At 52.8% G+C, this 21,920-nt stretch carries 18 protein-coding genes and 1 tRNA gene; 5 read left to right on the forward strand and 14 right to left on the reverse strand.

Annotation, left to right across the window (positions count from 1 at the left end):
- Nucleotides 1-4 precede the first annotated feature (4 nt).
- From QQL62_RS08750 to QQL62_RS08775, 6 genes are all read right to left on the reverse strand, one after another.
- On the reverse strand, nucleotides 5-856 hold the full coding sequence (locus QQL62_RS08750; protein ID WP_284377899.1) for an SDR family oxidoreductase: 852 nt from the start codon (nucleotides 854-856) through the stop codon (nucleotides 5-7).
- Nucleotides 853-1,905, reverse strand: coding sequence for a tRNA epoxyqueuosine(34) reductase QueG (gene queG, locus QQL62_RS08755; protein ID WP_284377901.1), 1,053 nt, complete (start codon nucleotides 1,903-1,905; stop codon nucleotides 853-855). The genes QQL62_RS08750 and queG overlap by 4 nt, the downstream gene beginning before the upstream one ends.
- On the reverse strand, nucleotides 1,905-2,570 hold the full coding sequence (gene fzlA, locus QQL62_RS08760; RefSeq protein WP_284377903.1) for an FtsZ-binding protein FzlA: 666 nt from the start codon (nucleotides 2,568-2,570) through the stop codon (nucleotides 1,905-1,907). The genes queG and fzlA overlap by 1 nt, the downstream gene beginning before the upstream one ends.
- A gap of 59 nt (nucleotides 2,571-2,629) precedes the next feature.
- Entirely contained in the window at nucleotides 2,630-3,340 is a 711-nt protein-coding gene (mtgA, locus tag QQL62_RS08765) for a monofunctional biosynthetic peptidoglycan transglycosylase (RefSeq protein WP_284377905.1), read from the reverse strand.
- A gap of 128 nt (nucleotides 3,341-3,468) precedes the next feature.
- A complete protein-coding gene (gltB, locus tag QQL62_RS08770; RefSeq protein ID WP_284377908.1) occupies nucleotides 3,469-7,995 on the reverse strand; it encodes a glutamate synthase large subunit in 4,527 nt (1,508 codons plus the stop codon).
- A gap of 47 nt (nucleotides 7,996-8,042) precedes the next feature.
- Nucleotides 8,043-9,479 carry an NAD(P)-dependent oxidoreductase gene (locus QQL62_RS08775; RefSeq protein ID WP_284377910.1) on the reverse strand — a complete coding sequence of 479 codons (1,437 nt, stop codon included), beginning with the start codon at nucleotides 9,477-9,479 and terminating at the stop codon, nucleotides 8,043-8,045.
- A gap of 220 nt (nucleotides 9,480-9,699) precedes the next feature.
- Here QQL62_RS08775 and QQL62_RS08780 point away from each other — a divergent pair, with 220 nt between their 5' ends.
- Nucleotides 9,700-10,503: an undecaprenyl-diphosphate phosphatase gene (locus tag QQL62_RS08780; RefSeq protein WP_284377913.1), complete on the forward strand. Its 804-nt coding sequence runs from the start codon at nucleotides 9,700-9,702 to the stop codon at nucleotides 10,501-10,503.
- Here QQL62_RS08780 and QQL62_RS08785 read toward each other — a convergent pair.
- Nucleotides 10,500-11,492 (reverse strand): complex I NDUFA9 subunit family protein, encoded by a 993-nt coding sequence (locus QQL62_RS08785; protein WP_284377915.1) that lies wholly within the window; start codon nucleotides 11,490-11,492, stop codon nucleotides 10,500-10,502. The two genes, QQL62_RS08780 and QQL62_RS08785, sit on opposite strands and share 4 nt — an antisense overlap.
- Nucleotides 11,493-11,773: 281 nt before the next feature.
- Between QQL62_RS08785 and QQL62_RS08790 the strand changes: the two genes are divergently transcribed.
- Nucleotides 11,774-12,007 carry a hypothetical protein gene (locus tag QQL62_RS08790; RefSeq protein ID WP_284377918.1) on the forward strand — a complete coding sequence of 78 codons (234 nt, stop codon included), beginning with the start codon at nucleotides 11,774-11,776 and terminating at the stop codon, nucleotides 12,005-12,007.
- A gap of 29 nt (nucleotides 12,008-12,036) precedes the next feature.
- Here QQL62_RS08790 and QQL62_RS08795 read toward each other — a convergent pair whose 3' ends face one another.
- The 3 genes from QQL62_RS08795 to QQL62_RS08805 are packed head-to-tail and all read right to left on the reverse strand — an operon-like array spanning nucleotide 12,037 to nucleotide 14,255.
- Nucleotides 12,037-12,264 (reverse strand): acyl carrier protein, encoded by a 228-nt coding sequence (locus QQL62_RS08795; RefSeq protein ID WP_284377920.1) that lies wholly within the window; start codon nucleotides 12,262-12,264, stop codon nucleotides 12,037-12,039.
- Nucleotides 12,251-12,844 carry a GNAT family N-acetyltransferase gene (locus tag QQL62_RS08800; protein WP_284377922.1) on the reverse strand — a complete coding sequence of 198 codons (594 nt, stop codon included), beginning with the start codon at nucleotides 12,842-12,844 and terminating at the stop codon, nucleotides 12,251-12,253. Before QQL62_RS08800 ends, QQL62_RS08795 begins: the two co-directional genes overlap by 14 nt.
- Nucleotides 12,837-14,255 (reverse strand): class I adenylate-forming enzyme family protein, encoded by a 1,419-nt coding sequence (locus QQL62_RS08805; protein WP_284377924.1) that lies wholly within the window; start codon nucleotides 14,253-14,255, stop codon nucleotides 12,837-12,839. The genes QQL62_RS08800 and QQL62_RS08805 overlap by 8 nt, the downstream gene beginning before the upstream one ends.
- A gap of 117 nt (nucleotides 14,256-14,372) precedes the next feature.
- On the opposite strand from QQL62_RS08805, the gene QQL62_RS08810 reads away from it, so the two are divergent.
- Nucleotides 14,373-14,458, forward strand: a tRNA-Leu gene (locus QQL62_RS08810).
- A gap of 243 nt (nucleotides 14,459-14,701) precedes the next feature.
- Here QQL62_RS08810 and QQL62_RS08815 read toward each other — a convergent pair.
- From QQL62_RS08815 to QQL62_RS08830, 4 genes are all read right to left on the reverse strand, one after another.
- Nucleotides 14,702-16,000 carry an NAD(P)/FAD-dependent oxidoreductase gene (locus QQL62_RS08815; protein ID WP_284377926.1) on the reverse strand — a complete coding sequence of 433 codons (1,299 nt, stop codon included), beginning with the start codon at nucleotides 15,998-16,000 and terminating at the stop codon, nucleotides 14,702-14,704.
- Nucleotides 16,000-17,397: an aspartate aminotransferase family protein gene (locus QQL62_RS08820; RefSeq protein ID WP_284377929.1), complete on the reverse strand. Its 1,398-nt coding sequence runs from the start codon at nucleotides 17,395-17,397 to the stop codon at nucleotides 16,000-16,002. Before QQL62_RS08820 ends, QQL62_RS08815 begins: the two co-directional genes overlap by 1 nt.
- A gap of 9 nt (nucleotides 17,398-17,406) precedes the next feature.
- Nucleotides 17,407-18,771, reverse strand: coding sequence for a glutamine synthetase family protein (locus QQL62_RS08825; protein WP_431355754.1), 1,365 nt, complete (start codon nucleotides 18,769-18,771; stop codon nucleotides 17,407-17,409).
- Between the two features lie 79 nt (nucleotides 18,772-18,850).
- Nucleotides 18,851-19,516 (reverse strand): GntR family transcriptional regulator, encoded by a 666-nt coding sequence (locus QQL62_RS08830; protein WP_284377933.1) that lies wholly within the window; start codon nucleotides 19,514-19,516, stop codon nucleotides 18,851-18,853.
- Nucleotides 19,517-19,663: 147 nt separating this feature from the next.
- Between QQL62_RS08830 and QQL62_RS08835 the strand changes: the two genes are divergently transcribed.
- Both QQL62_RS08835 and QQL62_RS08840 read left to right on the forward strand, forming a co-directional pair.
- Nucleotides 19,664-20,746: a polyamine ABC transporter substrate-binding protein gene (locus QQL62_RS08835; protein ID WP_284378707.1), complete on the forward strand. Its 1,083-nt coding sequence runs from the start codon at nucleotides 19,664-19,666 to the stop codon at nucleotides 20,744-20,746.
- A gap of 53 nt (nucleotides 20,747-20,799) precedes the next feature.
- Nucleotides 20,800-21,918: an ABC transporter ATP-binding protein gene (locus QQL62_RS08840; protein WP_284377935.1), complete on the forward strand. Its 1,119-nt coding sequence runs from the start codon at nucleotides 20,800-20,802 to the stop codon at nucleotides 21,916-21,918.
- Nucleotides 21,919-21,920 lie beyond the last annotated feature (2 nt).

Genomic DNA, 21,920 nt, shown 5'->3' on the forward strand with positions numbered 1-21,920 from the left:
CCAACTATTCACCAGCATTTAACAGGGCTTTTAGCCCTGTTTTGTAGTCTGGGTACAACAGCGTAACCCCCAGCTCCGACTTGATGCGATCATTGCTTACAGATTTGCTCTCGGCATAAAAACTGCGCGCCATAGGCGTCATTTCTGCGGTTTCAAAATCCTCGGCCACTGGCATATCCACCCCAAGCAACTGCGCCGCATAACCCAAAACATCCTGTGGCGGCGCGGGATTATCATCACATACATTATACACCGCCCCGGCATTGGGATTCGCGATAGATGCGGCCAGAACCTGCGCGATATCTTCGACATGAATGCGGCTGAACAGCTGATTCTTTTTGATGATACGCCGCGCCGTCCCCGCGCGCACCTTTGCGAATGGGCCACGACCAGGCCCATAAATACCCGCCAGTCGAAAAATGTGTAGCGGCAGGCCCAATTGCGCCCACGCCGCCTCGGCGTCTCGTCGATAGACCCCGCGCGTGGTGCTGGGGGACAGGGGGGTTTCTTCGCTGACCCAACCGCCCTTGTGATCGCCATAGACACCCGTAGTAGAGAGATAGCCCACCCAGCTAAGCGTCGGCGCAGCGGCGCGCAATTCTGCCCCATAAGCATTGAGCACAGGATCACCATCCCCATTGGGTGCGACAGAAGACAAAATGCAATCCGCCTGTGAAATCGCAGAAGACAAATCCGCACTGGGCCAAACCAAAGGCTCGATACCACTATCGCGTAGCGCCTGAACACCCGTCGCATCGCGTGTGGTGCCAATAATGCGCCATCCCAGCGGCAAAAGGATACGCGCAAACGCCTGTGCGCTATAACCATGTCCGATGCTCAGAAGTGTCTTGGTCATTGGTGTTTTCCTAGCTGTTCAATCGCCCATATGGCACCATCACGCACCACCGGATCAGCATCGGCAGCCAGTTGATGCGCTGTGGGCAGCAAGTCCAAATTCCCAGAATTTCCAATGGCATAGGTGACGTTACGCATAAATCTGTTGCGGCCAATACGCTTGATCGGGTTCTTGCTGAATTTCTGACGAAAGCTGGCATCATCTAGCTGTGCCAGCTCTGCCAGTTTCGGGGCGCGCAGGCCATCGCGGGTGTGATAACCTATCTCTTGCGCAGTTTGCGCGAATTTATTCCACGGGCAGGCCGCCAAACAATCGTCGCAACCATAAATCCGATTGCCCATTTTTGCGCGCAGATCAGGCGCAACAGGCCCGTCGTATTCAATGGTTAGATAGGATATGCATTTGCGCGCATCTAATTGATAAGGTGCGATAAACGCATCTGTGGGGCAGGCATCCAAACAAGCACGGCAATTGCCACAATGATCATCTTCGGCCCCATCGGCAGGCAAATCCAATGTGGTAAAAATAGATCCCAGAAAAAACCAACTGCCCAGCTGACGCGAAACCACATTGGTATGTTTCCCCTGCCATCCCAGCCCTGCGGCCTGAGCCAACGGTTTTTCCATCACAGGGGCAGTATCGACAAAAACCTTGATTTCGGCCCCACCAGCGGCATCGATCAACCAGCGGCCAAGGCGTTTTAGTCGCTTTTTCACCAAATCGTGGTAATCTTTGTTCTGGGCGTAGACAGAAATTGTCGCCCGGTCATCCAGCGCAAGATCCTGCATCGGATCGTAATCTGGGCCATAGTTTTCCGCCAGCATGATCACCGATTTGGCCTCTGGCCACAGCGCAGACGCATCACCGCGCCAATGCATGCGCTGTTCCATCCATTGCATCTGTCCATGCAGCCCTGCATCCACAAATGTTTGCAATTTTTGCATTGTACCGGGTGCGGCATCTGGGCTGCAAATCGCGGTGGCGCTAAATCCCTCTAGCTGGGCGCGCTGTATCAGCGCCTGTTTCAGATCTGTGCCAGACAGTGCCATTAAAAATCTAGGTTGGCATAATGCGTCGGTTGTGGAAATCCGGGCAATTGATCGGCCAGCAGAGAACGGAACGCAGGGCGCGATTTGATCTTGGCATACCAATCCTTAACCACATCATGGCGGTTCCAATCCACATCAGAAATATAATCGATGCAGGATAACTGCGCCGCAGCAGAAAAATCCGCCAAGGTCATTTGATCCCCCGCCAACCAGCGGCGATGATCCAACAGCTGTGCCATATAGTCCAGATGAAATTTGATACGCCGCGCGCCTTCCTTGACGTTCTTACTTTCTGGGTAACCAGCGCCTGTAACCTTCTTCATCACCCGTTCCCCCAGCAGGTTTTTGGTCACCTCGTGATAAAAGGCATCATCAAACCAATTTACCAAGCGGCGCACCTCGGCACGATCCTCGGGTGTGCGCGGCATTAGGGGGGGTTGAGGGGTGCGCTCTTCTAGGTATTCACAGATCGCGTTAGATTCGGAAAAAACCCGCCCGTCATATTTCATCACTGGCACCCGCCCACAGGGGTTCAGACGCAAAAACTCGGTGCTGGGATCCCAATAGCGCTCTTCGATCAGCTCTACATCAATCTTTTTCTCGGCCAAAACCAAGCGTACTTTGCGCGAAAATGGAGAGAGCGGATAGTGATAGAGTCTGTGCATACCGGTGAGCAATCATTTTTCTAAGAGTTGATTACCAATGCCAAGAAAAAGCAGAGAATTCAACCACTCTCGAAACATTCAGCGCGCCCATCGGCGGCAATTGTTGCAGCCCCTGATCGAATTGCACCTGTGCGTTTGCGCACATAGGTGCTTGGGGCGCTGGCTGATCGGGCCTTTGGGTTTGGGAGAATCGCCGCCAAACGCGCCGCCTGAAGTGGTGTAAGGCGATCCGCATCAACGCCGAAATAATGCTGGGCCGCGGCACCCACCCCAAACACACCTTCGTCAAATTCTGCGATATTTAGGTAGACCTCCAGAATGCGGCGCTTGGTCCAAAGCGTTTCGATCAGTACGGTGAACCCCGCCTCTAAACCCTTGCGTAGATAGCTGCGCTGATGCCACAGAAACAGATTCTTGGCGACCTGTTGCGAAATACCCGATCCACCGCGACCCTCGTTGATGGCCTGTTTAATCGCGCTGACGTCAAATCCAAAATGTAGACAGTAATTGGCATCCTCGGCGGCCACGGCAGATCGTGCCATAACGGGTGCGATATTCTCCATATTCACCCAATTTGCTTCGATATGCCCAAGGCGACGTGCCTCGGCCCCCATATAAAACCCGCCACTTGGATCAATAAAACGAAATAGGATAACCGCGTAAGTAGCTATAAAACATAAGAAAAACAGGGTTTTCGCACACCGCAATAGGCCAGAGCGCAGACCTCTCCATAGCGGAGAACCTTGTTTAGCGGGAGATTTCTTTTTCATTGCTATAGAGGCCTTGCAGTGCAAGTGCCAAGGTTTCCAAACCTGCGCCTAATGTCAAGAGTAGAGACGAATATACAGATAGTGAAAACCCCCAGCAGATACCTGCTAGGGGCGATATTTAATTGAAATTAGGCGCTTTTCTTGCCTTCATCTTTGCTCAGAGGGTGCTGAATATGCTTTAACATCTCTTTTGGGCAAATCTGAACAAACCGCGGCAACTCTTCTTCCCAGCGGCGCAAGATTTTCTTGGCTTTGGGGCTTTTTGTCTCGTCAAGATGCTCTTGGATTAGGCCCTTTAACTGACGCTCCCAGAAATCCACGGTCACAGGCACGGCAACCAAGCTTTCCATATTGGCCAATTTCTCAAACTCGCCGTTTGGATCGTAAACATAGGCCATACCACCCGTCATACCCGCACCAAAGTTAGAGCCAATAGACCCAAGGATCACCGCAACACCGCCAGTCATATATTCACAACCATTAGAACCACAGCCTTCGATCACCACTTTAGCACCCGAATTACGCACCGCAAAGCGCTCGCCCGCGCGCCCATTGGCGAACAATTTACCGTCCGTCGCACCGTATAGAACGGTGTTACCGATGATGGTGTTGTCCGCAGGGATCAGCGCGCTGGCCAATGGTGGGCGCACAACGATTTTGCCCCCAGATAGCCCCTTGCCCACATAATCATTTGCATCGCCCGAGACCTCTAGCTTTAGCCCCGGTGCGGCGAACGCCCCCAGCGCCTGACCGGCGCTACCCGTCAGTTTCACGGTCAGGTGATCCTCTAGCAATTCATTGCGCATACCGAATTTTTTAACGATATGGGATGAAACCCGCGTGCCGATGGTGCGCAGGGTGTTTTGCACCGCATAGGACAGCTGCATTTTTTCACCATGCTTAAAGAACGGGCCGGCATCATTTAGGATCTGAGCATCCAACGTATCAGGCACTGCCTGACGTGGGCGATCACGATCGTAATTGATAGATGCGGCATCGTCCAAACTGATCAACATAGGGTTCAAATCCAAGTCATCAAGATGCGCGGAACCGCGGCTAACCTGTGCCAGCATATCCGCGCGGCCAATAACCTCGTCCATGGATCGCATACCAAGGCTAGCCAATACTTCACGAACCTCTTGGGCATAGAATGTGATCAGGTTTACCACCTTATCCGCAGAACCAGTGAATTTCTTACGCAGCTCCTCGTCTTGTACACAAACACCCACTGGGCATGTATTGCTTTGGCACTGGCGTACCATGATACAGCCCATGGCGATCAATGCGGCGGTGCCGATGCCGTATTCCTCGGCCCCCAGCATCGCGGCAATCACAATATCGCGGCCCGTACGCAGGCCACCATCGGTACGCAATGTTACCCGATCACGCAGGTTGTTCATGGCCAAAACTTGATGCGCCTCGGACAGGCCCATTTCCCACGGCAGACCCGCATGTTTGATAGATGTTGCAGGGCTGGCACCTGTACCACCGTTGTGACCAGAGATCAGGATCACATCGGCCATGGCCTTGGCCACACCCGCCGCAATTGTACCAACACCAGAAGAGGCCACCAATTTCACCGTTACCTTACAGCGCGGGTTGATCTGTTTCAGATCGTAAATCAGCTGAGCCAAATCCTCGATAGAATAGATATCGTGGTGGGGGGGCGGCGAAATCAGCGTTACACCCTTGGTCGAGTGGCGAAGCCGCGCGATCAAATCGGTAACCTTGATACCGGGCAGCTGCCCGCCTTCGCCCGGCTTGGCACCCTGGGCGACCTTGATTTCCAGCTCTTCGCATTGGTTCAGATATTCCGCCGTCACGCCAAAACGTCCAGAGGCCACCTGTTTAATTTTCGCACTTGGGTTGTCGCCGTTTGGCTCTGGTACGAAATGTGCCGGATCTTCGCCGCCCTCGCCGCTGTCGGATTTTGCGCCGATACGGTTCATAGCCACGTTCAGTGTTTTGTGGGCCTCTGGGCTAAGCGCACCCAAGGACATACCCGGTGTGACGAAGCGCTTGCGGATCGATGTGATGCTTTCGACCTCGTCTACAGGTACGGGTTTGGCCACCGGTTTGAAATCCAGCAGATCGCGTAGATGGATCGGTGGATTGGCCCGCATTTTTGCGGAATACTGCTTCCACAGATCAAATGAAGCGCGGTCACAAGCAGATTGAAGCATATGCATTGTCTGCGCTTCCCATGCGTGTTTTTCGCCGGTGCGGCGTGCCTTGTAAAATCCACCGATGGGCAAGAAATCAGTGCCTGACAGCCAGCCCTTGGCATGGATTTTGACAACTTTCTTCTGGATGCCGAACAAACCGATACCTGAAATGCGACTTTGCATACCGGGGAAGTATTCCGCCACCAATGCGCGGCTTAGGCCTACCGCTTCGAAATTCAGGCCACCACGATAGCTGGAAATCACTGATATTCCCATCTTGGCCATGATTTTCAGCAGGCCTTGGTTGATGGCCTCTTTGTAGTTTTCCATCGCTTGATCTAGCGATAGATCCAGCAGGCCGCGATCGATGCGATCGGCAAGGCTGTCTTGGGCCAGATAGGGGTTCACTGTCGTAGCACCAGAGCCGATCAGCACCGCGAAATAGTGCGGGTCTACGCATTCTGCTGATTGCACGTTAATGGAACAGAAGGTGCGCAGACCAATGCGTGTCAGGCCAGAATGCACGGCACTGGTAGCCAAGATCATCGGCATTGCAACGCGTTCGGTGCCCTGTGCTTTGTCAGACAGGATGATTTGGCCAGCACCAGAGCGCACGGCATCTTCGGCCTCTTCGCGGATGCGTTTTAGGCCGGTGGTCAGCCCATCCTGTGATCCCGCCTCGAAGGTACAATCAATGGTGGTTACCGCATCACCGAACCGTTTGACCATCGCGCCAAACTGCGCATTGGTCACAAAGGGCGAGGACAGTGACAAAACCTCGGTCAGCTCGTTGCTGTCATCCAGTACATTGCCCAGATTGCCAAAACGGGTTTTCAGGCTCATCACCGCAGATTCGCGCAAACTGTCGATCGGAGGGTTGGTGACCTGCGAGAAGTTTTGGCGGAAATAGTGGCTAAGCGGGCGATACATTTCCGACAGAACCGCAGAGGGCGTATCATCCCCCATAGACTGCAAGGTCTCTTTGGAATCCTCGACCATCGGATGCAGGATCATTTCCAGCTCTTCCACGGAATAACCCGCCGCCACTTGACGTGTGCGTAGCTGTTCGCCGCTAAACTCTACTGTTTCGTTTTGCCCTGATGTCAGCTCGTCTAGGTCGACAACCGCCTTCACCTTCTTGGTGAAATCACGGCTGGCGGCCAGCTCGTCCTTTAGCTGTTCATCGTGTAGTAATCGGCCCTCGACCATATCCACGGCAATCATCTGCCCTGGGCCAAGCGCGCCCTTTTCACGCACAGTGCTCTCGTCTGTGGGTACCATGCCCACCTCGGAACCTGCGATCAGCAGATTATCCCCCGTGATTACATAGCGCATCGGGCGCAGACCATTGCGATCCAGACCGCCCACAACCCAGCGTCCATCAGTCATGGCCAATGCGGCAGGCCCATCCCATGGTTCCATAACAGAGTTACAGAATTCATACATATCACGCCAGTCATCCTTGACCCCTATGGCATTCACAGATTCTGGCACCAGAATTGTTTTCGCCATCGGCGCATTGCGCCCTGCACGTACAATTGCCTCGAACACAGAATCAAGTGCGGCTGAATCCGAAGAACCCGCAGAAACCAGCGGCTTAATATCCTCGGCATAATCGCCAAAGCTTTTGGAAGCCATGCGAATTTCGTGGCTCTTCATCCAATTCACGTTACCCTTTAGGGTATTGATTTCACCATTATGCGCCAACATACGGAAAGGCTGAGCCAACCACCACTGTGGGAAAGTATTGGTGGAATACCGTTGGTGATAAATCGCAAATGCGGATTCAAAACGCTCGTCCATAAGATCGGGGTAGAATACCGCAACCTGCTCTGCCAACATCATACCTTTGTAAATGATAGAGCGGCAAGACAAAGAACAGATGTAGAAATCCTGAACCTGTGCGGCGGTCACGGCCTTTTCGATGCGGCGGCGGATCACATAGAGCTCGCGCTCGAAGGTTACCTCGTCTACGCCTTTGGAATTAGAGATCAGAATTTGCTCGATCTCGGGGCGGGTGGCATTTGCCTTCTCGCCCAGACAGGTTACATCCACCGGCACGTGGCGCCAGCCATAGATGTAGTACCCCATGCGCAGAACTTCTGATTCTACAATTGTGCGGCATGTTTCCTGCGCGCCAAAATCTTGGCGTGGCAAAAACACCTGACCCACAGCGATATATTCGCCCTTGCGCGGTTCGTGGCCGGTACGCTCGACTTGATCATAGAAGAACGGGATGGGGATTTGCACGTGAATTCCCGCGCCATCACCGGTTTTACCATCCGCATCCACCGCACCGCGGTGCCAGATCGCCTTCAGCGCCGAAATGCCATTTTCAACCACCTTGCGGGACTTTTCGCCATCAACAGAAACCACCAATCCCACACCACAAGAGCTGTGCTCGTCGGCCTCGGAATACATGCCATGGGCATCCATATAGGCGCGCTTGGCTTCTTGTTCTGCTTTCCATTTTGCATCGAATTTAGTCATTTTGTGTCTTTCTTTCTGGTACCTTGATCCTGCTCAAAAGAGCTGGCTCATTCTGCCGCGACCACGTCTTGTGCATTCAAGTATCCCAGAATGCTATCTGCTGCTTCGCGCCCATCGCGGATGGCCCAAACCACCAATGATGCGCCGCGTTCGATATCACCTGCGGCATAAACACCGTCGATGCTGGTGGCATGTGTTGTGAAATCAGATTTCACAGTGCCCCAGCGGGTGACCTCTAGTTCTGGTGTTCCCCAAAGGGTCGGCAGGTCTTCTGGGCTAAAGCCCAGCGCCTTGATCACCAGATCTGCATCTTCTTTGTAATCAGCCCCAAGGATTTCCTCGGGTGATTGGCGCCCTGATGCATCTGGTGCGCCTAGGCGCATTTTGGATACCATCACACCTGTTACATCGCCCTCGCCGGTGAAACCCTTGGGCGCGGATAGCCAGACGAAATCCACGCCTTCCTCTTCGGCGTTTTGGGTTTCACGTTGGGAACCTGGCATATTCTTTTTATCACGGCGGTATAGGCATTTAACCGATGTTGCACCTTGGCGAATAGCCGTGCGGACGCAATCCATGGCCGTATCACCACCACCGATAACCACCACCTTTTTACCAGCGGCGGATAATTCACCGCTTTCGATTTCTGGAACGGTATCGCCCAAGTTCACACGGTTAGAGGCCGTTAGATAATCCAGCGCTTTTACGATGCCTTTGTTTCCAGAACCAACACCAGACAGCTCACGGGATTTGTAGACACCCGTGGCGATCAAAATCGCATCGTGTTTTGCGCGCAGATCGGCAAAGCTGATGTCCTCGCCAACGTTTGTGTTCATCACAAATTTAACACCGCCCTCAGCCAGCAATTCATTGCGGCGCATCACCACATCTTTTTCCAGCTTGAACCCAGGAATACCATATGTCAGCAAGCCACCCGCGCGGTCATAGCGGTCATAGACCGTAACCTGTACGCCCGCTTTGCGCAGGCGATCTGCTGCTGCCAACCCTGCGGGGCCGGCCCCAATAATCGCCACATCTTCGCTACGCTCTTGCGTTGGGGCATTGGGTTTTACCCAGCCTTTTTCCCAGGCGGTATCTGTAATGTATTTTTCTACTGATCCGATGGTCACTGTGCCGTGGCCGGATTGCTCGATCACACAGTTGCCTTCGCACAGGCGATCCTGTGGGCAAATGCGGCCACAGATTTCAGGGAAGGTATTGGTGTCTTGGCTGATCTGATAGGCTTCTTGCAATCGCCCCTCGGCGGTCAATCGCAGCCAATCCGGGATATTGTTATGCAAAGGGCAATGAGACTGGCAATACGGCACCCCACATTGGCTACACCGGCTTGCTTGTTCTTCTGCTTTTACAGATGCGTATTGTTGATAAATTTCATCGTAATCATTCTTGCGAAGATCAGGGACACGCTTTTCTGGCATATCCCGCTCAACGTTTACGAATTTCAACATTTTCGTTTCCGCCATAACCCTACCCTTGTTCGTCAAAATTTCAGAACGCCGTTCTACGGAATTCTGCAATGAATGAAAAGTCAATTATACTGACCTATATTCAATAATTTCAAACATGACGCAAGGAAAATCAGCAAATACCACCAAAACAAGTCACCCAAGCTTACCTAATTAAATTAAATTCCCTTCTGTTTCAATTGCTTTTACTGTTCGCGAATCAACCCAAGGAAACCCTATGCCCCTGTATTATCTTCTGCTACTTGCCATCATTCAGGGCCTAACCGAATTTTTACCGGTATCTTCATCGGGGCATCTGGCGGTTTTACCCAGCCTCACGGGCCAAGAAGACCAAGGCCAATTCATTGATGTGGCCGTGCATATCGGCACTTTGGGCGCGGTTGTTTTATATTTTTGGGCGGATGTAAAGATGGCCTTCTGGGGGTTCTTGCGCTGGTTCAAGGGCGATTTCACATCCCCAGGGGCGCAATTGGCGCTGTTGCTGGCGCTGGCCACCGTGCCGGTGGTGCTGTTTGGCATTCTGCTGAAACTAACAGGTATGGACGATGCGATACGTTCCGTAAAGGTAATCGCATGGTCAATGCTGCTGTTTGGGGTGGTGCTCTATGTGGTTGATCAGAAATCCCCCCAGCACAAATCAAAATCACAATGGTCAATAAAGGACGCCCTGATCATGGGCATGTGGCAGGCTGTGGCGTTGATCCCAGGCTCATCACGCTCTGGCACCACCATAACTGGCGCGCGCATTTTGGGATATTCGCGCACCGAGGGGGCCAAGCTGGCCATGTTGATGTCTATCCCTACAATCATCGCATCTGGCACATTGCTGGGGGCAGAGGTTGCATCTACCGCCGATTGGGCCGCCGCCAAAAACGGCGCGATTGCAGCGATATTTGCATTTGGCTCTGGTTTAATCGCGCTAAAACTGATGATGCGGTTTTTGTCCAGCATCAGCTTTACGCCCTATGTGATCTACCGAATAATCCTAGGCATCGCGCTACTGATTTTTGCCTATAGCTAGGTTTTCAGATCCTTGGCGGATTCTGTTAGCTCGCTATACTGCCCATAGGGGCGGAAACGGTACAGGTACTCGGGCAATATCCCATCCATCGCGCACGGTGTAATCCCCAGATCGGCAAATGATTTTGCTGTGCTGTCTACCACACAATCTAGCGATAGGGTTCGCAACTGATCCGCTGATAGAATCTTGTTCTTGATCAGACCACCCGTCAGACGCTGGCATAAATCAAAGGACACAGCCTTAATCTTTGCCGCAAAGTTTGGCACCGCTATCATCAGGCGCCTGCGGCGAATAACGCCGAGCATCTGCGCCATCAGCGCACGGTGCGATGCAACATCAGGCCCGCCCAGCTGATAAACCCCTGCTGAGGCACGGCCCAATACCGCCTGCGCGATAGCCGCCGCTACATCGTCAACATACACAGGTTGTTGCTGACTGTTGGCGCCCACAATGGGTAGAACCGGCGAAAGCCCCGCGAAAAATGCAGGGCGGTTAAAAAATCGATCCTCATTTCCAAACATCACCGCAGGGCGCATAATTACCGCAGACCTAAAGGCCGCCTTGACCAGCGCTTCTCCCGCCGCTTTGGTTTGGAAAAACCGGCTATTGCTGTGCACATCCGCCCCCAGTGCCGAGAGGTGAACCAAGCGCCCAACCCCCGCTTGTTGCGCCATCTTTGCAATGCGTTGTGCGCCATCCACCTGCACCGCATCCACATTGTTCTTGCCAAAGCAATCAAAGCTGCCGACACAATTCACCACAGCATCCGCCCCCGTCACAGCCGCCAGTGTAGAGGCATCATCGCGGATATTTGCCAAAATCGGTTCTACCTGACCAACGGCTCCGTAAGGGCGCACATGCAGGGCCTCGTTAGGACGGCGCACAGCCACACGCACACGCCAACCCTCTTTCGCCATTCTCTGGGCAACATAGCGCCCCAGAAATCCGGAACCTCCGAAAATGGTAACCAGCTTGGGTGTAGATGACATGGTTTTCTCCGATAGATTTGGATAAAAAGTACCGCGCCGGCCGCTATCGAACAAGATAGAATTATCACAAAACGCGCCATGTCGCGAAAAATCAACTGAAACGCGAAATAGTGATTAAAGTCTCAATTTATGCGTGCTTATGGTGCATAATGCCCACAAAATGAATACCTTGGCGTCATAAATTTATACAATATGTCACTCATTTCTAGGGTAACAATTGAAGTTTATTTAAAATTGTCTAATCTTTTCTCGCATTCACACAAGTATTAAAAGGGGATACCATGAAAAAACTTATGCTTTCAGTTGCGGCGTTCGCAACTGCCTCCACCGCCGCATTCTCAGGCACACTTACCGAACCAATGGTCGAAGAAATGGTCGAAGACGTAGAAACAGGCGGCAGCAGCTCGTCTGGCATTCTGGTACCATTGTTGATTGTTGCGGCCGTAGCCGCCCTAATCGCCAGCAGCGACGACGATGATGATGACAACTCTCTGACCAAGCGCATAACACGCTAATCGATCCGGTGGCGCATAACTTGCGCCACCTACTCTTCCATCAGTATATTGCGCAGGCTTTGCAGATTTTCCAGCGCAAGCACCGCATCGGGCGTTAACCTGCGTTCCAGTGCCTTCTCTACCGCCAAGATAATGTTCATATGGGCAATACTGTCCCATTCTGCGCTGCGCCCCAGCGCAAAACTGTTATCAATACGCGCACTTTCCACCCCCAATGCCAGAGCCAAAATTTCCACCGCCGGATCATGCTTGGCCATTGCCACCCCCTGTTTCTGAAAGAACATCATCGGCCATTTTTTCAAACAGACAGACCCCTAGGTGCTGTTGTGCCTTCCTATCCAAATAGGATTTCTGCACAAACCCTACACTGCGAAAACCCAGTCTTTTATAATTATAGATCGAGGCAAAATTGCGATCTAAGCACTTACCAGAAAAGCGCATCACTCGATCACTTTGGGCAAAGTGTTGGATAATTTTTTGGCGCGCCTCAAAATATATATCTTGCCCCCACCACTCTTGGGCATGGATAACCACGGCCATATCTATCGTGCCACTCTCGGCCAATATCACCTGATGTAGACCCACTGCCTTGCCGATTTCCTTGGGCACCAACGCGTGATAAAAAATGCTGTGACGGTCTGGCCATTTCATTTTACGCTGCCACTGAAGGTTCGAATAACCTTGGGTGTTCATCATCAAATTACGCCTGATATCTTCGCTGTTTTGCCAATGGCGCGCCAGATTCTGGGCCACTTTTTTGCTACAAATCACCAAGCGCAAGCGCTCTGTTTCAAGTGTTTGATGCAGGTATCGATCCGTTTCTTTCCTGTTAAACATCCTGGTCATCCAATCCTATACAAAGTGCGCGGATTTCCGAACGCACCACCTTGCCGCGATCATTGCGGGGCAGCGAGGGCATTCCAAAAATCATGCTGGGTACCGCCTCGGCGCGACATTGGGTGCGACACCACGCTATCAAATCCGATACCGCGGTGTTCGGGCCCGCCACCACTGCCACGGCAACTTGTTCACCGGCTACCGGATCAGGTATGCCAAATGCGCAGGCCTCGGATACATCTGGGTGGCGCTCCAACAACATGTCTATTTCCTCTGCCAGCACCTTTATCCCGGCGCGATTAATCTCACTTTTAATACGGCCAACCAGCGTTAGCTGGCCTTGGCTGATTTCGCCAATATCACCGGTGCGCAACCATTCACCATAGAAGTGCGCATTGGGATTGTCTGCGCCCTGCCAGTACCCCTGCATTATGGTTGGGCTGTTCACCAGAACCTCGCCGCGGCCTTCGGCCTTTACCCGCCCGTTCGCATACACCGCCAGCGTTCCACCCCAAGCGCGGCCAACATAGCCCCCCTGACCCTGCGCATCAGATAGTGCGCCACCAGAAATCCAGTTAGCCGTTTCTGTCATCCCATAGGTGTTAAATACCTCACCCCCACCCAGCCAATCCGCAATGTCCTGCCACAATCCAATCGACAGAGGTGCAGACCCCACATGCACCCGCGCAGGCACATTCGCTGGGCGCGGCGATATTTGTAATGCCATTTTCCAGAAGGTCGGCACCGATGAGAAAAATGAGATAGCCTGTTGATCCAGCATCGCACCAAAGCCCCCTAGCACCCTGAAACCCGGACTGGGCCACAGGATCAGACGCCCCCCCGCCAACAGCGGTGTTAGACAGTTCCCGATCAGCCCATGGCCAAAAAACACAGGCAGGATGCACAGCGTTCGGCACAGGGTATCGCGGCCAATTTCAGCGATGTTTAAGGATGCCCTAGAGCGCAATCCGTGTAGGCTATGGGTAACGCCCTTGGGGATACCCGTGGTGCCCGATGTCATCAGGATCAGTGCCGGATCATCCGGCCCAAGGGGTGCAGTATCGACACCGTGGGCAAGTTTCGGGAATTTCAATTCTGTTTGGCCTAGCCATGCCCCGGCATTTACGGCGCGCACCACGCGGGATTGCTCGTCAGGCTTTAGGTTCGGGTTAACACAGACCGCCACCAACCCTACCTGCCAACACGCAAATAGTCCCACCAAAGTATCCAGCCCGCTTTTCTCGGCTATCACCACACGCGCCAAGCGCGGCAAATGCAGCGCACGCAACCCCTCAGCGGCTCTGTGAATAAGGTGAATCAACTCATCATAGCAAACCTCGCGGCCGGTTTCGGGCTCGGCAATCTCTACGGTCGTTGGAAAATCACTGACCAGTATAGGCAAAGCACACATGACAAAGTCCCTCTTAATTCTTGCAAACCTAACAGTACCGGACGAAATTTTCCACCCAAGGCACGCATCCATGTTGACAGCAATTTTTAGGTCAGATAGGTGGGCCAAACCACCTGTGCCCAGGTGGCGGAATGGTAGACGCGCTAGCTTCAGGTGCTAGTGTCCTTATGGACGTGGAGGTTCAAGTCCTCTCCTGGGCACCAGATATCTCATCACCAAGCCGCAGAATTCTGAATGTCCAATGACCCGTCGGCTTAAAAACAAAAGCTAACCAATTTCGCGCGCTTGGGCCATAAGGATAGCCCCATCGTCAGAGCATACGGAATTGTCTGAAGTGCGCCGGCCCTCGGCATCCCTATTAGCGAAGGGGGCCTGACCAAATCCTAACCTGAAGGGTCTTCAAACTGCGCGAACTGCTTTGTGCACTTGATTGCACACAGCGACACCTAAATTCGATCTCGCATGCCATACCACAGCATCGCCAGCACCAACAATGGCGTGCGCATATGTCGCCCGCCCGGGAAACGCGGTGTCGGAACGGATGCCATTAGATCAAAGCCTTCTTTGCGGCCCATCACCGCCTCTGCCGCCAGCTTGCCACCCATGGACGCCATGGCAACACCATGCCCAGAATAGCCCGAGGCGCTGAAAATATTCTCATCCACATAGGCAAAGCTGGGCATGCGGTTCATAGTTATCCCTAAGGTTCCCCCCCACGCATAATCAATACGCGCCTCAGCCAGTTGTGGAAAAATCTGCAACATCGGCTTGCGCACTTTGGATGCGATATCCTTTGGGAACCGATAACCATAAGATTCACTCCCCCCGAAAACCATTCGCCCATCTTCGGAAAACCGAAAGTAATTTACCACAAATTTGCTGTCAGCCACCGCATAATCATAGGCAATTAGCGCCGCGCGCTGTACAGAATCCAATCGCTCTGTTGCCACAATAAAATTGTTGATCGGCATCAGGCGCTCGGCCACTTGGCCTTCCAAATCTCCTAAATATCCATTGCACCCTAGGATCAAATGATCCGCTGTAATCTGGGCATCGTCGGTGCTGATACGCACCTGCGCCCCGCGCTCAATACTAAGTGCGGCGCTCTCTTCAAAAATCTTTACCCCTGCGGCCAAGGCCATTTGAGCCAACCCAATGGCATAGCGCAAGGGCTGGATATGCCCGGCCCCTTGGTCAAGAGAGCCACCAAAATAGGCCTCGGATCCCACCATAGCGCGCATCTCGTCACAGGACAGACAGCGAATATCACTGTAGCCATAGTCTTGGTTCAATTTTTGAACATAAGCGTGGTCAACGCGCACATGGCGAGGGCGGTGCATTGCGTGGATGATCCCGGGCCGAAAGTTACAGTCCGGTATTTGCGACACCAAATCCTTAACCAGCTGCACGGCATCCTGCGCAATCCCCCATAGCGCGCGCGCATCCGACCGGCCGATCATCGCTTCCAACGCGTCTTGCTCTAGCCGCTGGCCAGTGCCCACCTGCCCGCCATTGCGCCCGGATGCGCCAAATCCGATGCGCTGGGCCTCGATCAAGGTAACGTCGTAGCCCGCCCACGCTAGATGAAGCGCGGCCGACAATCCCGTAAACCCCGCACCAATGACGCAAACTTGTGTCTGTATCTGCCCGTGTGCCTTTGGTTGGCGTGGCAGAGGTTTTGCATCCGCCGCGTAATATGAGGCGGGGTATTCCCCCTGTTGGTCATTGGCATAGAGCAGATCCATTACGCCGCTTTCATCAGACCTTCGGCGCGCATAATCACCAGCGTCTCATCCAGAGATTTCACCGCCAGTTCAATCATCCGGTCAATATCAGCACGCGACATGGTCAAGGGTGGCGAGATGATCATCTGATCACCCACATGGCGCATGATCAAATGGTTGGCGAAGCAGCGGTTGCGGCAGATCAGCCCCACAACGCCCACTTCAGATGCAAATTTTGCGCGCGATGCCTTATCTGGCGTTAGGGCCAAGGCCCCCATCATGCCGCATATGCGCGCCTGCCCGACAAGCGGATGCGCCTCTAGCTCTGCCCAGCGCTTGGCCAGGTAGGGCGCGGTATTCTCGCGCACATTCTCGATCAATTTTTCTTCTTCTAGAATCCGCAAGTTTTCCAACGCCACGGCACAGGAAACAGGGTGTCCCGAATAGGTATACCCATGATTGAACTCGCCAGCCTTGCCCACCACATCCGCTACCTCGTCGGAAACCATAGAGCCCCCAATCGGGGCATACCCCGACGACAGACCCTTGGCGATTGTCATAATATCAGGTTTAATACCAAAAGTTTGCGATCCAAACCAATTCCCCGTACGACCGAAGCCGCAGATCACCTCATCCGCGATCAGCAGGATTTCATGGGCATCGCAAATGCGCTGAATTTCGGGCCAGTATGTTTCTGGTGGGATAATCACCCCACCTGCACCCTGCACTGGCTCTGCGATAAATGCCGCAACATTATCGGCCCCCAGCTCTGCTATTTTTGTCTCTAACTGGCGGGCGCGTTCCAGCCCAAATTCGGCGGGATCGGTATCACCGCCTTCAACATACCAATTAGGTTGATCGATATAATCGATATCAGGAATAGGTAGGCCACCCTGCGCATGCATGCCCTTCATACCCCCCAAAGACGCCCCCCCCATAGTAGAGCCATGATAGGCGTTGTGGCGGCTTATGATGGTTTTCTTGGTTGGTTTGCCTTTGGCCGCCCAATAGTGTCGCACAAGGCGGATATTGGTGTCATTGGCCTCGGATCCCGAGCAGGCATAAAAGACATTGTTCAAATCATGCGGCGCCAATTCCGCCAGCTTGCTGGCCAAGGCGATAGCAGGCACATGTGTAGTCTGGAAAAAGGTATTGTAATAGGGCAATTCACGCATTTGGCGCGCCGCCGCATCGGCCAGCTCGGTGCGACCATAGCCGATATTCACACACCACAGCCCAGACATGGCATCCAGAATTTGGTTGCCCTCGGAATCCGTCAGATTAACCCCATCGGCCCGAGTAATCACCAAGGCACCAGTATCTGCCAACTCGGCGTTGGCGGTAAAGGGATGCATGTGATGGGCCGCATCCAGCGCTTGTAGCTCGTTTGTTGGTAGATGATTTGAAATCTTGTTCATGGGGGTTCCTTATACATTCAATAGCAAATGCTGACGTTCCCACGGCGAAATCTCGCGTTGATACTCCTCCAGCTCTGCGTGTTTAATATTGCAATACATGGTACAAAACTCTTCGCCCAGAACCGCGCGGATATCATCTGCTTGCTCTAGCAAGCGTAGTGCGGCACTTAGGCTAGCGGGCAAATCTTGTTCTGATTGATAAACCTCGGTAGTGGCCGCATCGCGCGGGGCAACCGCATTCATCATGCCTAAATATCCCGCCGCCAAGCTCGCGGCCAGCGATAGATATGGGTTGGTGTCCGCACCAGTAACGCGGTTTTCCACCCGCCGCCCAGCCGCATCGGAATGGGGGATACGCAGACCAGTGGTGCGATTATCCTCCGCCCATTCCAGATTGGTTGGCGCGCTCATTTGCGCTGCAAAACGGCGATAGGAATTCACATATGGCGCCAGAAAGGGGACGACCTCCATCAGGTGTTTTTGCGATCCACCAAGAAAATGATAGAAGGCCTCCGTGGGTGCGCCTGCCTCATCGGAAAAAATATTGCGCCCTGTCTTGGTATCTATGACGGATTGATGGATGTGCATGGCGCTGCCTGGTTGATCGCGCATGGGCTTGGCCATGAATGTGGCATACAGCCCATGTTTCAGCGCGGCCTCTTGGATCGCACGCTTAAAATAGAACACACGATCTGCCAATCGCATCGGATCGCCATGCATCAGATTGAATTCAATTTGGCCAGCCCCGCCCTCTTGGATCACGGTGTCGATTTCTAACCCCTGTGCCTCGGCATAATCATAAATGGTATCAATCACGGCGCCGTAATCATCTACGGCCACCATGGAAAAGGGTTGTTGACGGGCGCCTTTGCGCCCTGTGCGCCCAATGGGCGCCTCGATATCCTTGGTTGGATCTGTATTTGGTTTGGTCAGATAGAATTCTATTTCCGGGGCGACGATGGGCTTCCACCCTTGTGCCGCATAAAGATCCAGAACCCGCCGAAGCACGGTACGCGGTGCAACAGCCAAGGGTGCGCCATCGCGCGTTTCTAGATCATTAATCACCTGCATACTGCAATCTGCGGCCCACGGAACGGCACAGGCGGTGCTGATATCTGGGCGCAAAACGATGTCTTTTTCCATCCACTGGTTTTCAATATCCATATCCACATATTCGCCAGAAATTGTCTGATAGAACAAAGAAATCGGCAGAAAGAATGTCTGCTTGGGCGAGAATTTGTAATGCGGCATCGCCTTGCCACGGGACATACCCGCAAGATCTGGAATGATGCATTCCACCTCGTCTAGGTTCCGTCCATTGCGGTACTCATTGAATGCCTTTGGCAGAGCCTCGATCCAGTTTTTACTATTCACGGGTTGTCCTAACATTTTTTGAGAACCCTGCGGAATGCTGTGCAGGGGTGAAATAAATATGATCAAATTATTTCAACTGTCAATCGGCTTCTTCACCATTCTGAAAGATCATATCCTGTCGAACGTGATCCATGCCTTGGCGCAAATCCTCTTCGATAGCTGAATAAACCATGCTGGAATCCGATGCCACTAAACCGGTGATCGCCTTGTCGTGTTTATCAGGCAGGTTCGTGGTGCCACGCCGTCCACCCACCGCCCGCAGGCTTGGCCCAATTCGCAGCCACAAAGACAGCGCGATAGATTGCAGAACCTCGGCTTCGGCAGCGCGATACAGGCGGAAATGAAATGCGTGGTTCTCGCGCAGATATGCCCCAATATCGCCCTTGGCGATCGCCGCGTCCACACGATCATCTATGATCTGTAGATCCGAAACCAGCCTAGGTGTAGATTTTTTTGCGGCTATTTCAGCTAATTTTGGCTCGATCGCCAAACGAGCATAATAAATCTCTTCCAGATGGGATAACCCCAATTTGGGCACAACAATACGCCGATTACCCATGGCCATCAACGCCCCCTCAGCGGTCAATCTGCGCAATGCCTCGCGCACAGGTGTCATGCCCACATCCAGCTGATCAACCAATCCCTGAATGGTAACGGGTTGGCCTGGCACCAAATCACCAAACAAAATCATGTCCCGCAAACAGCCATAAACCCGCGCATGCTCTGGAATATTTTTCGACGTCATTTCTCTACCACCACTATCTGCGCTATTGCCATTTTACCCTCGTATCACAAAACTATCCCCGAGCCAAAAAGCTTGCATCGAATCGTATAATTTGATCAAATTCACCAGTGCGGGTCAATTCCCCCGTTTCAAAAGGAGCAAAAAATGATGAAATCCGTTTTAACAATGGCCACAGCGCTGGCGCTAGGTGCCACGGCATCTATGGCAGAAACAGTACGCGTCTATAATTGGTCAGATTATATCGACGAGGCCCTGTTAAATAAATTCCAAGAGGAAACAGGCATCGAGCTGATTTACGATGTGTTTGATTCCAACGAGGTACTGGAAACCAAATTGCTGGCCGGTGGATCGGGTTATGATGTGGTGGTTCCCTCAGGTACATTCCTACAGCGCCAGATCACCGCTGGTGCATTTCAAAAACTGGATGCTGCACAGCTGCCCAATTCCGCAAACCTGTGGGATCTGATTCAAGATCGCACATCGATTTATGACCCAGGGAATGCCTATTCCATTAACTATATGTGGGGAACCACAGGTATTGGCGTGAACACAGCGAAGGTGGCCGAGGTTCTGGGCGATGATGCACCGATCGATTCCTTGGAATTGATCTTTAATCCCGAAAATATAGAAAAATTGTCGGCCTGTGGTGTGCATATTCTGGATGCGCCGTCGGAAATTTTCCCTGCGGCACTGGCCTATATCGGTGAAAATCCTGACGCGCATGACAAAGAGACATTGGCCAAGGCAGAACCTGTTTTAACCGCAATCGCACCGCATGTTACCAAATTCCACAGCTCTGAGTATATCAATGCATTGGCTAATGGGGATATCTGTGTGGCCTTTGGCTGGTCTGGCGATATTCTTCAGGCACGCGATCGTGCCGACGAGGCAGAAAACGGTGTAGAGATCGCCTATAATGCCCCAACCGAGGGCGCATTGATGTGGTTTGACCAAATGGCCATTCCTGTAGATGCCCCAAACCCAACTGGTGCGCATAAATTTATCAACTTTATCTTGGATGCCCAGAACATGGCCGATGCATCGAACTATGTGTATTATGCCAATGGCAACAAGGCATCTCAGCCACTTTTGGAAGAGGATGTAATCAATGACCCCGCGATCTATCCCTCCGCTGCGGCGCTAGAAAAGTTATATATCACAACACCTTACGAGCAAAAGCCTCAGCGCCAAGTAACCCGTATGTGGACCAAGATTAAATCAGGCACATAGCCCTAATTTCGGCGCGCACATGGTGCGCGCCCAACCTTCTGACCGGGGATAAAATGAACACTCAAGAACCCTTTGCGCCATGGGAAAACCCAGCCGAAATCCCCTTGATACAGTTTAAAAATGTGACCAAAAAATTCGGCGACTTTACCGCAATCGATGGGTTAAATCTGGATATTTACGCACGCGAGTTCTTTGCCCTGCTGGGGCCATCTGGCTGTGGTAAAACCACCCTGATGCGCCTGTTGGCGGGATTTGAAACCCCGACCAGTGGCCAAATCACCCTTGGCGGCACCGATTTGGCACCGATCCCCCCGAACAAACGGGCGGTAAACATGATGTTCCAATCCTACGCGCTGTTCCCACATCTATCTGTAGCCGACAACATTGCATTCGGCCTGAAAAGATCAGGTGTCGGGCGCGATGCGCTACAGGCCCGCGTAGACGAGATGCTAAAGCTGGTTCAGCTGGGAAAATTTGCCAACCGCAAGCCGCATCAAATCAGCGGCGGCCAGCGCCAACGCGTGGCGCTTGCGCGATCTTTGGCCAAGGCCCCGAAGCTGTTGTTGCTGGATGAACCCCTAGGGGCGCTTGACAAGAAACTGCGCCAAGAAACCCAGTTTGAGCTGATGGACATCCAAGAAAGCACCGGCACCACATTTGTTATTGTTACCCATGACCAAGAAGAGGCCATGACTGTGGCCAGCCGCGTGGCAATTATGAACCACGGCAAGCTAGAGCAAATAGACACCCCCGATGGTATTTATGAAACCCCCAATTCCGCATATGTAGCGGACTTCATAGGCGAGGTTAACCTGATCCAAGGCCGCGCAACCGCACCCCATCACCTAGACTGGGCCGAGGGTGAAATCCCCCTGAACACCCCCGAACAATCCCCTATGGATCAGGGCAGAGAGTATCAGCTAGCTATTCGACCAGAGAAAATCAATGTCACCGCACAACCCCCTGAAAAAGCGGACAATTTGGTACAAGGCCAAGTATTGGATATCGCCTATCTCGGCAATTTATCGACCTATCACGTAAAACTAAAAGGCGGGCAAATAATAAAGGCGCAATCCGCCAATTCGCGCCGCCTGTCGCGCCGCCGCTTTACATGGGAAGATCAGGTATACCTGTCATGGGCGGCCTCTGCTGGGGTGGTGCTGGATAAATGAAG

Source organism: Amylibacter marinus, assembly GCF_030160015.1.
GTDB lineage: Bacteria > Pseudomonadota > Alphaproteobacteria > Rhodobacterales > Rhodobacteraceae > Amylibacter > Amylibacter marinus.

Bases quoted from the DNA above. Each gene is read 5' to 3' on its own strand.
- QQL62_RS08750 (WP_284377899.1), bottom strand. From the start codon at position 856: ATGACCAAGACACTTCTGAGCATCGGACATGGTTATAGCGCACAGGCG.
- queG (WP_284377901.1), bottom strand. From the start codon at position 1,905: ATGGCACTGTCTGGCACAGATCTGAAACAGGCGCTGATACAGCGCGCC.
- fzlA (WP_284377903.1), bottom strand. From the start codon at position 2,570: ATGCACAGACTCTATCACTATCCGCTCTCTCCATTTTCGCGCAAAGTA.
- mtgA (WP_284377905.1), bottom strand. From the start codon at position 3,340: ATGAAAAAGAAATCTCCCGCTAAACAAGGTTCTCCGCTATGGAGAGGT.
- gltB (WP_284377908.1), bottom strand. From the start codon at position 7,995: ATGACTAAATTCGATGCAAAATGGAAAGCAGAACAAGAAGCCAAGCGC.
- QQL62_RS08775 (WP_284377910.1), bottom strand. From the start codon at position 9,479: ATGGCGGAAACGAAAATGTTGAAATTCGTAAACGTTGAGCGGGATATG.
- QQL62_RS08780 (WP_284377913.1), top strand. From the start codon at position 9,700: ATGCCCCTGTATTATCTTCTGCTACTTGCCATCATTCAGGGCCTAACC.
- QQL62_RS08785 (WP_284377915.1), bottom strand. From the start codon at position 11,492: ATGTCATCTACACCCAAGCTGGTTACCATTTTCGGAGGTTCCGGATTT.
- QQL62_RS08790 (WP_284377918.1), top strand. From the start codon at position 11,774: ATGAAAAAACTTATGCTTTCAGTTGCGGCGTTCGCAACTGCCTCCACC.
- QQL62_RS08795 (WP_284377920.1), bottom strand. From the start codon at position 12,264: ATGGCCAAGCATGATCCGGCGGTGGAAATTTTGGCTCTGGCATTGGGG.
- QQL62_RS08800 (WP_284377922.1), bottom strand. From the start codon at position 12,844: ATGTTTAACAGGAAAGAAACGGATCGATACCTGCATCAAACACTTGAA.
- QQL62_RS08805 (WP_284377924.1), bottom strand. From the start codon at position 14,255: ATGTGTGCTTTGCCTATACTGGTCAGTGATTTTCCAACGACCGTAGAG.
- QQL62_RS08815 (WP_284377926.1), bottom strand. From the start codon at position 16,000: ATGGATCTGCTCTATGCCAATGACCAACAGGGGGAATACCCCGCCTCA.
- QQL62_RS08820 (WP_284377929.1), bottom strand. From the start codon at position 17,397: ATGAACAAGATTTCAAATCATCTACCAACAAACGAGCTACAAGCGCTG.
- QQL62_RS08830 (WP_284377933.1), bottom strand. From the start codon at position 19,516: ATGACGTCGAAAAATATTCCAGAGCATGCGCGGGTTTATGGCTGTTTG.
- QQL62_RS08835 (WP_284378707.1), top strand. From the start codon at position 19,664: ATGAAATCCGTTTTAACAATGGCCACAGCGCTGGCGCTAGGTGCCACG.
- QQL62_RS08840 (WP_284377935.1), top strand. From the start codon at position 20,800: ATGAACACTCAAGAACCCTTTGCGCCATGGGAAAACCCAGCCGAAATC.